This window comes from Mesorhizobium sp. Cs1299R1N3 (assembly GCF_037179625.1).
GTDB lineage: Bacteria > Pseudomonadota > Alphaproteobacteria > Rhizobiales > Rhizobiaceae > Mesorhizobium > Mesorhizobium salmacidum.
The window spans coordinates 1-13,699 of the sequence record NZ_JAPYKQ010000012.1 but is presented as its reverse complement, the minus strand read 5'-3'; the positions used below and the strand labels follow the sequence as shown (position 1 = coordinate 13,699).

At 64.3% G+C, this 13,699-nt stretch carries 16 protein-coding genes; 13 read left to right on the top strand and 3 right to left on the bottom strand.

The window, feature by feature from the left end:
- Positions 1-42: 42 nt before the first annotated feature.
- Positions 43-1,245, bottom strand: coding sequence for a pyridoxal phosphate-dependent aminotransferase (locus O7B34_RS22720; protein WP_337148216.1), 1,203 nt, complete (start codon positions 1,243-1,245; stop codon positions 43-45).
- Between the two features lie 216 nt (positions 1,246-1,461).
- Between O7B34_RS22720 and O7B34_RS22715 the strand changes: the two genes are divergently transcribed.
- The 3 genes from O7B34_RS22715 (at position 1,462) to O7B34_RS22705 (ending at position 3,898) form a co-directional block, all read left to right on the top strand.
- Positions 1,462-2,358: an EAL domain-containing protein gene (locus tag O7B34_RS22715; RefSeq protein WP_337148322.1), complete on the top strand. Its 897-nt coding sequence runs from the start codon at positions 1,462-1,464 to the stop codon at positions 2,356-2,358.
- Entirely contained in the window at positions 2,355-3,209 is an 855-nt protein-coding gene (locus O7B34_RS22710; RefSeq protein WP_337148215.1) for an EAL domain-containing protein, read from the top strand. Before O7B34_RS22715 ends, O7B34_RS22710 begins: the two co-directional genes overlap by 4 nt.
- 83 nt (positions 3,210-3,292) lie before the next feature.
- Positions 3,293-3,898 carry a glutathione S-transferase family protein gene (locus O7B34_RS22705; protein WP_337148214.1) on the top strand — a complete coding sequence of 202 codons (606 nt, stop codon included), beginning with the start codon at positions 3,293-3,295 and terminating at the stop codon, positions 3,896-3,898.
- Between the two features lie 425 nt (positions 3,899-4,323).
- On the opposite strand, the gene O7B34_RS22700 is transcribed toward O7B34_RS22705, so the two are convergent.
- Positions 4,324-4,536 (bottom strand): cold-shock protein, encoded by a 213-nt coding sequence (locus O7B34_RS22700; protein WP_015316174.1) that lies wholly within the window; start codon positions 4,534-4,536, stop codon positions 4,324-4,326.
- A 272-nt stretch (positions 4,537-4,808) separates the two neighbouring features.
- Between O7B34_RS22700 and O7B34_RS22695 the strand changes: the two genes are divergently transcribed.
- Positions 4,809-5,135 carry a hypothetical protein gene (locus O7B34_RS22695; RefSeq protein WP_337148213.1) on the top strand — a complete coding sequence of 109 codons (327 nt, stop codon included), beginning with the start codon at positions 4,809-4,811 and terminating at the stop codon, positions 5,133-5,135.
- A gap of 72 nt (positions 5,136-5,207) precedes the next feature.
- Here the strand turns inward: O7B34_RS22695 and O7B34_RS22690 are convergent, their stop codons facing one another.
- Positions 5,208-5,777 carry a methylated-DNA--[protein]-cysteine S-methyltransferase gene (locus tag O7B34_RS22690; RefSeq protein WP_027143267.1) on the bottom strand — a complete coding sequence of 190 codons (570 nt, stop codon included), beginning with the start codon at positions 5,775-5,777 and terminating at the stop codon, positions 5,208-5,210.
- Between the two features lie 182 nt (positions 5,778-5,959).
- Here O7B34_RS22690 and O7B34_RS22685 point away from each other — a divergent pair, with 182 nt between their 5' ends.
- The 9 genes from O7B34_RS22685 (at position 5,960) to O7B34_RS22645 (ending at position 13,502) form a co-directional block, all read left to right on the top strand.
- Entirely contained in the window at positions 5,960-6,892 is a 933-nt protein-coding gene (locus O7B34_RS22685; protein WP_337148212.1) for a lytic transglycosylase domain-containing protein, read from the top strand.
- A gap of 5 nt (positions 6,893-6,897) precedes the next feature.
- Positions 6,898-7,386 (top strand): GNAT family N-acetyltransferase, encoded by a 489-nt coding sequence (locus tag O7B34_RS22680; protein ID WP_337148211.1) that lies wholly within the window; start codon positions 6,898-6,900, stop codon positions 7,384-7,386.
- Between the two features lie 186 nt (positions 7,387-7,572).
- Complete coding sequence (locus O7B34_RS22675) at positions 7,573-8,841, top strand: ABC transporter substrate-binding protein (protein ID WP_337148209.1); 1,269 nt, start codon at positions 7,573-7,575, stop codon at positions 8,839-8,841.
- Positions 8,842-8,882: 41 nt separating this feature from the next.
- Positions 8,883-9,797 (top strand): carbohydrate ABC transporter permease, encoded by a 915-nt coding sequence (locus O7B34_RS22670; protein WP_337148321.1) that lies wholly within the window; start codon positions 8,883-8,885, stop codon positions 9,795-9,797.
- A 1-nt stretch (position 9,798) separates the two neighbouring features.
- Entirely contained in the window at positions 9,799-10,623 is an 825-nt protein-coding gene (locus O7B34_RS22665; RefSeq protein WP_337148208.1) for a carbohydrate ABC transporter permease, read from the top strand.
- Between the two features lie 106 nt (positions 10,624-10,729).
- A complete protein-coding gene (locus O7B34_RS22660; protein ID WP_337148207.1) occupies positions 10,730-11,473 on the top strand; it encodes a DUF899 family protein in 744 nt (247 codons plus the stop codon).
- A 72-nt stretch (positions 11,474-11,545) separates the two neighbouring features.
- Positions 11,546-12,103, top strand: coding sequence for a DUF4142 domain-containing protein (locus O7B34_RS22655; RefSeq protein WP_337148206.1), 558 nt, complete (start codon positions 11,546-11,548; stop codon positions 12,101-12,103).
- A gap of 301 nt (positions 12,104-12,404) precedes the next feature.
- Positions 12,405-12,869: a cupin domain-containing protein gene (locus O7B34_RS22650; RefSeq protein ID WP_337148205.1), complete on the top strand. Its 465-nt coding sequence runs from the start codon at positions 12,405-12,407 to the stop codon at positions 12,867-12,869.
- A gap of 240 nt (positions 12,870-13,109) precedes the next feature.
- Entirely contained in the window at positions 13,110-13,502 is a 393-nt protein-coding gene (locus O7B34_RS22645) for a RidA family protein (RefSeq protein WP_337148204.1), read from the top strand.
- Positions 13,503-13,699: the final 197 nt, after the last annotated feature.

Here is a 13,699-nt window from a genome sequence, read left to right as displayed (position 1 = left end):
GCCTGAAAGCGGTGACGCCGGGTTTGTTTCGGACTTACCTGATCAGGTCAGCGATGCCGTGAAGCGCTGGATGCGCGCGCAGGCTTCCTCCAGCAACGTCTCCGAGGTGGCGTAGGAGATGCGGAAGTTGGGGCCGAGGCCGAAGGCCGAGCCGAACACCACCGCGACGCCCTCTGCCTCGAGCAGTTCCGAGCAGAAGGTCTCATCGGTGTCGATCAGCTTGCCGGCCTTCGTCTTCCTGCCGATCAGCTGGGCGCAGGACGGATAGACATAGAAGGCGCCTTCCGGCGACGGGCACGTGATGCCGCGCGCCTGGTTGAGCATCGATACGACGAGGTCGCGCCTGCCTTGAAAGATCGCCTTGTTCTTGGCGATGAAGTCCTGCGGGCCGTTGAGCGCCTCGACGGAAGCCCATTGCGCGATGGTGCAGGCGCCAGAGGTCTGCTGGCCCTGGATCATGTCCATCGCCTTGATCAACTGGACGGGACCGGCGGCATAGCCGATACGCCAGCCGGTCATCGCATAGGCTTTCGAGACACCGTTCATGGTCAGCGTGCGCTCGTAGAGCCTGGGCTCGACCTCGGCGATGGTCTTGAAGACGAAGTCGCCATAGGTCAGGTGCTCGTACATGTCGTCGGTCAGCGTCCAGACCTGCGGATGCTTCAACAGCACATCGGCCAGCGCGCGCAATTCGGCCTCCGTATAGGCCGCGCCCGACGGGTTCGACGGCGAGTTCATCAAGAGCCATTTGGTCTTCGGCGTGATCGCCTTTTCCAGCACCGCGGGGGTCAGCTTGAAGCCATTGTCGATCGAGGTGTCGGCAAACACCGACGTGCCGCCGCAGATCGCCACCATTTCGGGATAGCTGACCCAGTAGGGGCGAGGGATGATGACCTCGTCGCCGGGGTTCAGCGTCGCCATGAAGGCGTTGAACAGGATCTGCTTGCCGCCGGTGCCGACGATGGTCTGCTCGGGCCTGTAGTCGAGATTGTTCTCGCGCTTGAACTTCTTCGCGATCGCCTCGCGCAGCGGCACGATGCCCGAAACCGGCGGATATTTGGTCTCGCCACGGCGAATGGCCTCGATCGCCGCATTCTTGATGTTGTCGGGCGTGTCGAAATCAGGCTCGCCGGCGCCAAGGCCAATGATGTCCCTGCCGGCATTTTTCAGCTCGCGGGCTTTCTGCGTCACCGCGATGGTGGCGGAAGGCTTAACGCGGGAAAGGGTGTCGGCAAGAAAGGCCATGACCTTTTGTCTCTCCAAAGGATCGGCGCGGCCATGAGCGGCCGCGGCGCTTCTCATGTCGCAACATTCCCGTCAGTGCAAGCCTTGTCGGCTGGGCCAGGTGGGACGGCGCGGTCAATGAGGCGTGATCGGCAACAATAAATTCATTAACGGGCGGTAGAGGCTTGCATGGCAGGATCGCCGTTCAATTCCGCCTGGTCGCGGAGCGAGGAACCCTTGTCACGCAGCATCGGACTTGCCCATATCATCCGTCATGATGACGGCACCTCGAGCGGTGTCTGGGGCATTTATACGCTGCAAAGCGCCTTCCAGCCGATCTTTGCCTTCAACGAGGGCAAGCTGTCGGTCGCCGCCTTCGAAGGGCTGATCCGCCCATTTCGCGACGGCGAGCCGCAATCGCCGATGACCTTCTTCTCGACATGTCCGGCGGCCGACCGCCTGCATGTCGAAGCGCTGACCAGGACACTGCATCTGCTCAATGCCGGCGCCTGCCTGCCCCAGGAGGCATCGATCTTCGTCAATTTCGACCCGTCGGTGTTCACCGAGCGATCGATCGTCGACAACGCCTTGCGTGACATGCGGCTGGTGCTGCACGAGGCCGGTATCGATCCGGGCCGCGTCGTTTGCGAGGTGACGGAGCAGAGATCGGCATCGCAGGAGACCCTGCACAGCTTCGTCGCCGCGCTCAGAGCCAACGGCTTCCGGATCGCCGTCGACGACTACGGCGCCGACGATTCCGATATCACCCGCGTCAAGGAGCTGAAGCCCGACATCGTCAAGTTCGATGCGCATTGGATCACGCAACTGATGGAATCGGGGGCCGGTTTCGCGCTGCTGACGTCCATGGTCAGGAGCTTCGAGGACCAGGGCATCCGCACCGTGTTCGAGGGTATCGAGGAAGGCTGGCAACTGGAGCTGGCCGAGCGATCGGGCGCCTCGATGGTCCAGGGTTACGTGCTGGCCCGTCCCGAACTGGCGCCGACGAGTTTCCGCGCTTTCGCAAAGAGCAGTCCGGAACCTGCCCCCGCCGCAAGCCATATGTCCGCTCCCGTCACCGCGACGCCGCGCAAGGGGCGGCCCGCAAAAGCCTTCGGACGCAGGGTATCGCCATGAGCGTCGAGCGGCGGCGCACCATGGTCGATGCGATCTTCGCCGACGAGATCGGCATCGAATATGGCGTCCATGGCGACTTCCGCCTGCGCAGCGCCTACCAGCCGATCTACGCCCCGCGCGGCGGCAGCTTGCAAGCGGTGGCCGTCGAAGGCCTGATCGAGCCGCACCGCGCCGGCCGGCCGGGGTCGCCGCGGATGTTCTTCGACAGTGTCGCGGCTGCGGACCGGCTGTTCGTCGAAACCATGTGCCGCGTGCTGCATCTCAGGAATTTCCACAATATCGGCGTCGACGGGCTCGACCTGTTCTTCAACTACAATCCACTGGTCAACGACCATGCTGGACGGGCGCTGGCCGAGATCCGGCTGATGAGCCGGCATCTCGACGAACTCGGCCTGGCGCCCGCCATGCTGGTCTGTGAAATCACCGAACAGGCGGCGGACGATGCGCTGCTGGCAAGGCTGGTTCGTGAAATGCGGCGCGACGGCATCCGCATCGCCATCGATGATTTCGGGACCGGCCACTCGACCGAGGAGCGGGTGAGCCTGCTTCAGCCCGACATCGTCAAGATCGATGGCGGCTGGTTCGCGGAGTTCTGCCGCCATGCCGCAGCGGAACGCTTCTTCCGCCCGCTGGTGTCCAGCCTGCACGACCGCGGCGCCAAGGTGCTGGTCGAAGGCATCGAGCAGCCGACCCACCTGCGTGTCGCGCTCGAAGGCGGGGTCGATTTGCTGCAGGGATTTCTTCTCGGGCGTCCCGCGCTTGCCGGCACCATCTTCAACGAAGAGCCGCTTGCGGTCGACGCGCTGCTGGGCTTCGACAACAAGGTCGTGCCGTTGCATAAGCGGCGTTGATGGTCGTGCCAAAAGAAATCACTGGTTGAGGATGGCGCCGCTGCGATAATCCGCACGCAGAAGCAGCGCTCCGGGGAACCACAATGATACTCTACAGCATGATCGACAGCGGCAATTGCTACAAGCCGCGGCTGCTGATGGCCAAGCTCGGCCTCGCCTTCACCACTGTCGAGGTGAGTTCGCATACCGGCGATACGCGCAAAGCCGATTTTGTCGCCAAGAACCCGAACGCGATGGTGCCGCTGCTGGAGCTGGACGACGGCCGGCGGCTGGCCGAATCCAACGCCATCCTGCTCTATCTCGCCGAAGGCTCGCGCCTGCTGCCGGCGGACAGATACGAGCGCGGGCTCGCCTATCAATGGCTGTTCTTCGAGCAGTACAGCCACGAGCCCTATATCGCGGTGCGCAAGGCGCTGCTGACCTTTCCCGAACGCGCCGCCGATGCCACGCCCGAGCGGCTGGCGGTGACGCTGGAGCGTGGCAACAAGGCGCTTGGCGTCATGAACACATATCTCGAAAACAACGACTTCTTCGCCGGTGCGTTCAGCATCGCCGACATCGCGCTTTATGCCTACACGCACACGGCGGAGCAGGGCGGCTTCCAGCTCGACGCCTATCCCGCGGTGGCCGCCTGGCTCGGCCGCGTGGAGTCGGACCCGAGGCATGTGCCGATCGAGTGGGTGGGGTAGACGCAGACGGTGACACAGCGTCCTTCTCCCCGTTTTGCGGGGAGAAGATGGCGGCAGCCAGATGAGGGGCGGCGCCAGCCTCGGTTGATATCCTGTTAGCTTTGCGATCAATAATCTCGGGGCGCGTCGCGCTGCCCCTCATCGCCCTGCCGGGCACTTCTCCCCGTATAGTGACGGGGAGAAGGACGCTGTGTGGTCGATTCGCCAATCGCCAGCATCCAAAATCCAGACAAATAAAAAGGCGGGATGAATCCCGCCTTCCCATTTCGGTAGCCTGATCGGGAGCGTCCGGTCCGGGCTGGCAGCTATCTGCTGTTCCAGCTTGTCGGGTCTTTCCACTCCGGCGCGCTTCTCGCGCGACCGTCAGTACATCCGTGACTTGCCGCGCGCCCCGAACTCTCGTCCGGCGCGCGCCATTTTCAAAATCAGGCTGCCTTGCTCAGAGAACCAGCGGACGACTTGCCAGTGCGGCGGTCCTGCTCGATCTCGAAGTTGATCTTCTGGCCTTCGACCAGGGTCGACAGTCCAGCGCGCTCGACAGCCGAGATGTGGACGAAAACGTCCGCGCCGCCGCTGTCAGGCTGGATGAAGCCGAAACCCTTGGTGGCATTGAACCACTTGACCGTTCCAGTTGCCATATAAATAGTCCTTCACATTTGCTTTGGTATGACCAGACCGAAGTCCAGCCGGTGTGCATCGAGATTTTGGAGATAGACGTCAGCAAACGCGAAGATCGCGAGGCCCGGATCGATCGGCCGAAATATCAATGGGGCTGATATAGGCTGCTTTCGCACAAAAAACAAGACTGCGTGAAAAAGCCGTGATCGGGGCCGCCCAACGGCCGCCCCAATCTGGTGAAACCGTGGCGCAAGATTGTGCCGTCCCCGGGCGGCGGATCGAGGGGAGGACCATGAAAACCATCCTGCTTGCCGCCTGCCTCACGCTGGTGGCCGCCCAGGCGCAGGCGATCTCGCGCTACGACCCCATGCGTATGAGCTGCGGCAAGGTCCAGTCGACGATCGCGCGCCAAGGCGCGGTCATCCTGCGTTATCAGTCGACGCGGGTACCGGGGCTGCCGCTCTACGACCGCTATGTGCAGAGCCAGCAGTTCTGCACCATGGGCGAGGTGAGGACGCGCGCCTACGTGCCGAGCGCCGACACCAGGTCCTGCCCGGTCTATATCTGCAAGCGGCCGGACAACGAGCATTTCAGGCACCGGTTCATCCGGCGCCATTAGGGTGTATCGATATTCAGCCGGCCTGCAAACAGCGACTTTTGGCGCTTCCGGTGCCGGAAGCGGCTACTGCTCTCAAAACCCGAAGGACACCTGCGCCGGCGGCGGCGGGCCGACGCGCACGCCTTCCATGGCCAGCATCTTTTCCTTGGTGACCGAGCCGCCGGGCGCCGAGAAGCCGCCGATCTTGCCGCCGGCGGCAAGGATGCGGTGGCACGGGATGACCAGCGGCACCGGATTGGCGCCAAGGGCAGCCCCGGTTTCGCGCGGCAGGCCGGCATGGCCGGCGCGCTTGGCGAGTTCGCCATAGGTGGTGGTTTCGCCATAGCTGAGTTTTCGTGCCGCGTCGTAGATGGCGAGGCGGAAATCGTCGATGCCGTCGAGATCGACGGGAAAACCGGTGAAATCGACGTCCTCGCCCGCGGCATATGCCTTGATCGAGGCGATCAGCTCGACCACCCATGACGGCTGGGCCGTGGAGGCGGAAACGCCGGGGTGGCGCATCAGCCGCCGCTCCACCGCTTCGCGGCTGCGTTCGGGCAGGCAGAGCCGGATCAGGCCCTTTTCACTCCAGGCGATGCCCATGAAACCGATCACTGTTTCTAACACTGCGTGGCCAGCCGTGATCGAAGATGCCGTTTTCATGCTGCGCTCCTTTCCGCAAAGCGGCGGAATCCGGGATTCCCGCCGGTACATATCAGGAACAATATGGCATCGCTGCCTGCGTCCCGCCACCCGAAAACCACCAGATGGCCCCGATTGCTACCCAAGAATCGCTGGTGTAAGGGAAATCTTAACGACCCGACGAACCGGACTCCGAGCGCGGCTTGCCAGCAAAACAAACCCTTATCGCCATCGGCGTGATCGTGGCGGCAGCCGGCATGAGCGGCTGCACCTCGACCTCGCAGATGAAGGCCGCGCCGTCCCTGACCGAAACCGCGACCACGGCAGGCAGCGATGCCGGCTTCACCGTGCCGCTGCCGGACACGGTTTCGGTGCTGCCGCAATCCTCCGGAATCACACCGGTTCAGACCGCTGAGTTGACCCCGAGCCCGGCTACGCCGGCACTCGATCCGGCCGTCCAGCCGGCTGCGGCGACCGCCGCCTTTGCCGGGGCGACCCCAACCTCGCCGGCTATGCCCGCGGTGATGGCCGCCAATGCCTGGCAGGCGCCGCCGCCGTCCAAGGCCGGCCAGCCGATCGAGGCGGCCGGGACCTACACGACCGCCGGGCTTGTCGTGCCGGCGGTTGCCAAGGGCGGCCAGAAAATGCCCGGCGTGCAGCAGGTAGCCTATGTCGTGCCGCAGAACCCGGCCGCGCTGGTGCAGTTCCCGTCGGCGCCCGTCGAGCCGGAGCAGCATGCGACCGGCATGCGCGGCGACGTCGACCGGCTGATCGTCAAATACGCCGCCTTCTACCAGGTGCCGGTGGATCTGGTGCGCCATGTCGTCAACCGCGAAAGCACCTTCAATCCCAAGGCCTACAATAACGGCCATTGGGGGCTGATGCAGATCAAGCATGCGACGGCGCGCGGCATGGGCTATGACGGGCCGGCCAAGGGCCTGTTCGACGCCGAGACCAACCTCAAATACGCGGTCAAATATCTGCGCGGCGCCTGGCTGGTGTCGAACGGCAACGCCAAGAAGGCCGACTGGCTCTACCAGACCGGCTATTATTTCGACGCCAAGCGCAAGGGCCTGCTCGAGGCGACCGGCCTCGGTGTCGACCGCAGGCGCGGGCGTCTTCAGCCCGACGCCTGAGCGCGATGCCCGAACCGCGCCCGCCGGCTCCAAACGACATCCGGCTGCGCAAAATCCTCGATGAGACGCTGGTTGCGCCGCACTGGCCGGACGGCTTTGCCATGCGCTGCTTCGGACATGGCGACGCTCTGCCCCTGCATGCGTTGCTGGGCGAAGTGTTCGACGATGGCACCGACGGCCCCTTCGACGAATGGTGGCCGCGCATTTCCGAAGACCCGGAATTCGACCCGGCGTTGTGTTTCCTCGTCATCGATGCCAAGGGCCGGCTGGCGGCTGCCGCACTGTGCTGGACCTCGGCGTTCGTCAAGGACTTGGCCGTTCATCCCGAGGCGCGCGGCAAAGGGGTCGGCGAGGCGCTGATGTGGCACGCCTTCGCCATTTTTCGCGACCGGGGTGCCGCCCATGTCGACCTCAAGACCAATACGCTCGAGAACGCCGCCGCCGTGCGGCTCTACGAGCGGCTGGGCATGAGGCCCGTCGCCTGGGAAGGCTGACCAGCGACGCTGATCGGTGCCGTCATCGCCACCGGGGATGGCCTGTTCGGCCACCAGGGATGGCCTGTTCGGCCACCGGGGATGGCCTGTTCGGGAACCCAAAGCGCTGCTCCGCATTCAATGAACGGTGGGGTCTGACCGGCTGCCGGCGCTGTGCGCCGCCGGCTGCCTAGGGAGATCCACCCGATGAAGGTTTTCCACGCATTGCTGGCGTTGAGCGTCGCTGCCGTTCTCGCGACAGGTTCGGCGCGCGCGGTCGAGCTGTCGATCGTGTCGGGCGACACCGGCAACGGCATCAAGGTGCTGCGCGAGATCCTCGACCGCTATGAGAAAGAAAGCGGCAACAAGGTCACCATCGTCGCCATGCCGTCGTCGGGGACCGACCAGTTCGGCCAGTACAGGCTGTGGCTCGCCGCGGGCAACAGCGATGTCGACGTCTATCAGACCGACGTCATCTGGGCGCCGCAGCTCGCCAGCCAGTTCGTCGACCTGACCGAGGCGACCAGGGATGTCGTGGGCAAGCATTTCCCGTCGATCATCCAGTCGCAGACCGTCGACGGCAGGCTGGTGGCGCTGCCGATCTTCACCGATGCGCCGGCGCTCTACTACCGCAAGGATCTGCTCGACAAATACGGCGCCAAGGTGCCGGCCACCTGGAAGGAGCTGGGCGACACCGCCAGGCTGGTGATGGACAAGGAGCGGGCCTCGGGCAACAGGGATATCTGGGGCTTCGTCTTCCAGGGCAATGCCTATGAGGGGCTGACCTGCGACGCGTTCGAATGGGTGGTGTCGAACGGCGGTGGCCATATCGTCGAGCCGGATGGCGCCATCTCCATCAACAACGCCCGGGCGGCGGCCGCGCTCGACATGGCCAAGGCCTGGATCGGCACCATCGCGCCGCCGGGCGTGCTCGCCTACCAGGAAGAGGAATCGCGCGGTGTGTGGCAGACCGGCAATGCGGTCTTCATGCGCAACTGGCCCTATGCCTATGCGCTGGGCAACGGCCAGGGGTCACCGATCAAGGGCAAGTTCGACGTCGCACCGCTGCCGGCCGGCACGGGCCAGGGCGCCCGGCCGGCGGCGACGCTCGGCGGCTGGAACCTTGCGGTCTCGAAATATTCCAGGCACCCGGATGCGGCGATCGAACTGGTCAAGTTCATCGCGTCGCCGGCAATGCAGAAATACCGCACGCTCAAGACCGCCAACCTGCCGACCATCCAGGCGCTCTATGACGATGCCGACATCGCCCGGCAACAGCCGATCATTCCACACTGGAAAGAGGTCTTCCTCAATGCCGGGCCCCGACCCTCGGCGGTGACCAGGAACAAGTACAATGAGGCGTCGAGCCAGTTCTGGAACGCGGTCCACAAGACCTTGTCCGGCGAGGGCAGCGCCGCCGACAACCTGGCCGACCTCGAAGCGACGCTGACCCGGCTGAAAGGCAAGGGCTGGTGAGCGCGCGACCGGCCGCCGACCGGCGCTCTGGCTCGCGGCTGATGCGCCAGCGTGTGCGCTCGGCATGGCTGTTCCTGACGCCGATGCTTCTGGTGCTCGCCGCCGCCGCCGGCTGGCCGCTTGCGCGCACGGTCTATTTCAGCTTCACCGATGCCTCGCTGTCCGATCTCGACGCCCGCCAATGGGTCGGCTTCGCCAATTATGTCTCGGTGCTGCGCATGCCGAGCGGGCGGGTCATTTACGACGGGCTGCTTCTCGATCCGGTCTGGTGGGGTGCCGTGTGGAACACCGTGCGGTTCGCGGTTGTCTCGGTGACCTGCGAGACGATCCTCGGCATGATCGTCGCCCTGGTGCTCAACGCCGAATTTCGAGGCCGCGGCATCGTCAGGGCGGCGATCCTCATCCCCTGGGCGATCCCGACCATCGTCTCGGCGAAGATGTGGCAGTGGATGCTGAACGACCAGTTCGGCATCATCAATGTCGTGCTGATCAATCTCGGGCTGATCGACCACAAGATCGCCTGGACCGCCAGTGCCGACACGGCGATGGCCGCGGTGCTGATCGTCGACATCTGGAAGACGACGCCGTTCATGGCGCTGCTGATGCTGGCCGCGCTGCAGATGCTGCCGCGCGAGATCATCGAGGTCGCCAGGCTCGACGGCGCCAATCCCTGGCAGATCTTCTGGCGGGTGACCTTGCCGCTGATCCGCCCTGCGGTGATGGTGGCGGTGATCTTCCGGGCGCTCGATGCGCTGCGCATCTTCGACCTGATCTATGTGCTGACGCCCAACAATGCGCACACCAAGTCGATGTCGGTGTTCGCCCGCGAGAACCTGTTCGAATTCGACAAGTTCGCCTATGGCTCGGCCGCCTCGACCCTGCTCTTCCTGATCCTCGCTCTGCTCACCATCCTCACCATCCGCATCGGCCGGATAAGCATGGAAGGAGGCCGCTGAGATGTGGATCCTGAAGCGCATAGCCTTCTATCTGCTGATCGGGGCGATCGTTCTCATCGCGGTGTTCCCGTTCTACTACGCCATCGTCACCAGCCTGAAATCGGGGACCGCGCTTTTCCAGGCCGATCTGTGGCCGAAGGCGCCCAGCCTCGGCAATTATCGCAACGTGCTGGCCGAAGGCGCCTTCGTGCACAACCTCCTGAATTCGCTGATCGTCTCGGGCGCGGTCGTGGCGCTCTCGCTGTTCCTTGGCGTCACCGCCGCCTACGCGCTGGCGCGTATCCGTTTTCGCGGCCGCTCGGCATTGCTGTTCGCCATCCTGTCGGTCTCGATGTTCCCGCAGGTGGCGGTGCTGGCCGGGCTGTTCGAACTGGTGCGGATGTTCGGCCTCTACAATTCGCTCTTCGCGCTGATCTTCTCCTACATGATCTTCACCTTGCCGTTCACCGTCTGGGTGCTCACCGCTTTCGTCCGCGACCTGCCGGTCGAGGTCGAGGAGGCGGCGATCCTCGACGGCGCGACGCCATGGATCATCATCACGCGCATCTTCCTGCCGCTGATGTGGCCGGCGCTGGCGACCACCGGACTGCTGGCCTTCATCGGCGCGTGGAACGAGTTCCTGTTTGCCTTGACCTTCACCTCCAACGATGCGCGGCGGACCGTGCCGGTGGCGATCGCGCTGCTCTCCGGCAATTCGCAGTTCGAAATCCCGTGGGGCAACATCATGGCGGCCTCGGTGATCGTCACCGTGCCGCTGGTGGTGCTGGTGCTGATCTTCCAGCGCAAGATCGTCTCCGGCCTCACCGCCGGCGGGGTCAAGGGGTGAGGCAGTTGCGGGCGCGTAAAAATGTCGGAACCGGTTACGGCGAAACGTCCTTGGGTCGTAGAGCACCCTGCCGGGACGCCGGCGCGACGACTTGAAGGAGCCGATCATGATCACCTTTCCCAACGAATCCGCCAAATACCGCACCGCGCGCGAAAAGCTGCTGAAGAAGGAAATCGAGCTGCGCCGCGCCATGGAAGCCGTGGCCGAGGCGCGCCGGGCGTTGCCGCCGGGCGGGCTGGTGCCGCAGGACTATGTGTTCGATGGGCTGGATATGTCAGGCAAGACCGCGAAGATAAAACTCTCGGAATTGTTCGCACCCGGCAAGGACACGCTGATCCTCTACCAGATGATGTTCCCGCGCCACCCGCAGGAGACGCGCGACGTGGCGACCAGCGGCGGCACGGCGAAGCTCGCGCGGCCCGACCAGCCATGCCCGTCCTGCACGGCGCTGCTCGACCAGTTCGACGGCGCGGTCGGCCATCTCGAGGCGGCCGGCTTCAACTTCGCTGTCGTGGCCAAGACCGCGCTTGAAAACCTCGTCACGCTCGGCCGCGATCGCGGCTGGCGCAACATGCGGCTGGTATCTTCGGCCAACAACAGTTTCAAGCGCGACTACAACGCCGAGGATGCCGACGGCGCGCAGATCCCGCTGCTGTCGGTGTTCCACCGCGACGGTGACGGCATCAGGCATTTCTGGTCGTCCGAACTCGGTTTCGCGCCGGTCGAGCCCGGCCAGGACCCGCGCGCCATCGGTACCTGCGAAATCCTGTGGAACCTGATGGATTTCACGCCGGAGGGCCGGCCGAACTGGAACGAGCAGCTGCAATATGGCGACGCGTGCTGCCACTGAGAGGCGTCGCGCAACTTCGTCTCGCCTGCGGCGTTGGAATCCCGAGGGAACCATTCCGATCGGAGATCCCAGATGAAAACGCTCCTGACCATGGCCGCCGTTGCGCTGACCGCCGTCGCGCCCGCAGCCCTTGCCCAGACGAACGGCACCAATTCGAACGCTGTCGCGCCCATGTTGCCCGACAGCAAGGTCGACACCCCGACCTTTGTCGGCACCGTGCCCAGCGCCAATGAATTCGAGATCCAGTCGAGCAGGCTGGCCGAACAGAAATCCGCCTCGGCGGACGTCAAGGCCTTCGCCGGCCAGATGATCAAGGACCACACCAAGGCCGGCGAGGACTTCAAGCAGGCGCTGAGCAAGGGGCAGACCACCGCCTCGATCAAGCCCGCCGGACCCGCGCTGCAGCCCAAGGACCAGCAGATGCTGGACCAGCTGAAAGGCGCCAGCGGCAAGGAGTTCGACCAGAAATACGTGATGATGCAGACCGAGGCCCACAAGCAGGCGGTCGCCCTGTTCAGCACCTATGCGAAATCGGGCGACGACCCCGCGCTGAAGGAATTCGCCAAGAAGACGCTGCCGACGCTGAAGGAGCATGAAAAGCACGTAAAGGAGCTCGGCGCGGCGCATTAGGGGGGATCCAGCTGGCGCTCTACGGCGCCCCCCTCTGTCCTGCCGGACATCTCCCCCTCAAGTGGGGAGATTGGCAGCTTCGGTGCCGGCTCTCTTTCTGGCAATGGTTGAAAATTGGCGAAGGCCGCGATGACAGCCAATCTCCCCCCAAGAGGGGGAGATGTCCGGCAGGACAGAGGGGGGCGCCGTAGAGCGCTACCGCAACCGTCCTGCCACTCCCCTGGCAAACCCCCACCCCCAACTTGGCTCTGTGCCTCCACGCCCCATGCGCTAGACTGCGCACATCACCCGGGAGCTCCCCATGCCCAAGATCGACCTCGCATCCGTGCCCGTCCGCAAGGGCTCCGGCTATCCCCCGCCCTTCGACGCCCCTTGCGCCGACCGCACGCGGCGCCGCCTCGGCGATGCCGGTGGGCTCACCGATTTCGGCGTCAACCTGATGACCTTGCCGCCGGGCGGCTGGTCGAGCCAGCGCCACTGGCACAGCCACGAGGACGAGCTCGTCTATGTGCTGGAGGGCGAACTGATGCTGGTCGAGGATGGCGGCGAAACGCTGCTCAAGGCCGGCGACTGCGCGACCTTCGCCAAGAACAGCGGCAACGGCCACCACATGATCAACCGCTCGTTGGCCACCGCGCGCTACCTGGAAGTCGGCTCGCGCAACCCCGACGATGTGATCACCTGCTCGGATGTCGACATGATGAGCCCGAGTTCCGACGGGCGGTTCCTGCACAAGGACGGCACGCCCTATCCGGGCCAGGGGTGAGGGCTGGACCATGCGTCCGCACTGGCGTTCCGCCCGTGTCGGGATAAGCTGCCTATAACCGCAGGAGTCGGCGCAAGCCCCCTCATCCGGCCGCTTCGCGTCCACCTTCTCCCCGCTGGGGAGAAGAGCTTGGCGCCGGCGCTCGTGATCTCCTCTCCCCTCGGGGAGAGGTCAGCCGAGCGAAGCGGAGGCTGGGTGAGGGGGCCTTGGCGCCAGCTTGGCCAACAAGGGAGCACCACCATGAAAAAAGAAATCATCGAAGTGCCCGTCATGTCGGACAAGGTGCGGGCGCTGGGCTTGCCCTGTTCGACGGCGGTGAAGGCCAACGGCTTCGTGTTCATCTCGGCGACGCCGCCGGTGGATATGGTGACCGGCGAGATGGTGCGTGGCGACATCGAAACCCAGACAGACGCGTCGCTGAAGGCGCTGAAGCACTGCCTGGAAGCGGCCGGCACCTCGCTGGAAAACGTGGTGATGGTGCGCATCTACGCCGTCAACTCCGGCTTCTACAACGCGATAAACAGGGTGTATGCCCGGTATTTCAGCGTGAACCCGCCGGCGCGCAGTTTCGTGCCGGTGGCGTCATGGCCGATGGAGTTTGATATCGAGATCGAGTGTGTGGCGGTGGCGTGAGGGCTTCAAGCGGCACATCTCTTTGACTTTCGATGACCTGGCCTTGGGAAGGATCCCCTCAGCAACAGGAGCTAGAGCGGTTCACGAGTTGATGGAATCGAAGGGATTCCGGATCAGTCGGTTTTGTGATTCAAGATGCTGGCTGGAATGGAGGCCAGCATCTGATGACTCGACCTCTTTCCAATGATCTTCGCGAG

Excerpts from the sequence above, each read along its gene's own strand:
- O7B34_RS22720 (WP_337148216.1), bottom strand. The coding sequence starts at position 1,245 with ATGGCCTTTCTTGCCGACACCCTTTCCCGCGTTAAGCCTTCCGCCACC.
- O7B34_RS22710 (WP_337148215.1), top strand. The coding sequence starts at position 2,355 with ATGAGCGTCGAGCGGCGGCGCACCATGGTCGATGCGATCTTCGCCGAC.
- O7B34_RS22705 (WP_337148214.1), top strand. The coding sequence starts at position 3,293 with ATGATACTCTACAGCATGATCGACAGCGGCAATTGCTACAAGCCGCGG.
- O7B34_RS22700 (WP_015316174.1), bottom strand. The coding sequence starts at position 4,536 with ATGGCAACTGGAACGGTCAAGTGGTTCAATGCCACCAAGGGTTTCGGC.
- O7B34_RS22695 (WP_337148213.1), top strand. The coding sequence starts at position 4,809 with ATGAAAACCATCCTGCTTGCCGCCTGCCTCACGCTGGTGGCCGCCCAG.
- O7B34_RS22690 (WP_027143267.1), bottom strand. The coding sequence starts at position 5,777 with ATGAAAACGGCATCTTCGATCACGGCTGGCCACGCAGTGTTAGAAACA.
- O7B34_RS22680 (WP_337148211.1), top strand. The coding sequence starts at position 6,898 with ATGCCCGAACCGCGCCCGCCGGCTCCAAACGACATCCGGCTGCGCAAA.
- O7B34_RS22675 (WP_337148209.1), top strand. The coding sequence starts at position 7,573 with ATGAAGGTTTTCCACGCATTGCTGGCGTTGAGCGTCGCTGCCGTTCTC.
- O7B34_RS22670 (WP_337148321.1), top strand. The coding sequence starts at position 8,883 with ATGCGCCAGCGTGTGCGCTCGGCATGGCTGTTCCTGACGCCGATGCTT.
- O7B34_RS22665 (WP_337148208.1), top strand. The coding sequence starts at position 9,799 with ATGTGGATCCTGAAGCGCATAGCCTTCTATCTGCTGATCGGGGCGATC.
- O7B34_RS22660 (WP_337148207.1), top strand. The coding sequence starts at position 10,730 with ATGATCACCTTTCCCAACGAATCCGCCAAATACCGCACCGCGCGCGAA.
- O7B34_RS22655 (WP_337148206.1), top strand. The coding sequence starts at position 11,546 with ATGAAAACGCTCCTGACCATGGCCGCCGTTGCGCTGACCGCCGTCGCG.
- O7B34_RS22650 (WP_337148205.1), top strand. The coding sequence starts at position 12,405 with ATGCCCAAGATCGACCTCGCATCCGTGCCCGTCCGCAAGGGCTCCGGC.
- O7B34_RS22645 (WP_337148204.1), top strand. The coding sequence starts at position 13,110 with ATGAAAAAAGAAATCATCGAAGTGCCCGTCATGTCGGACAAGGTGCGG.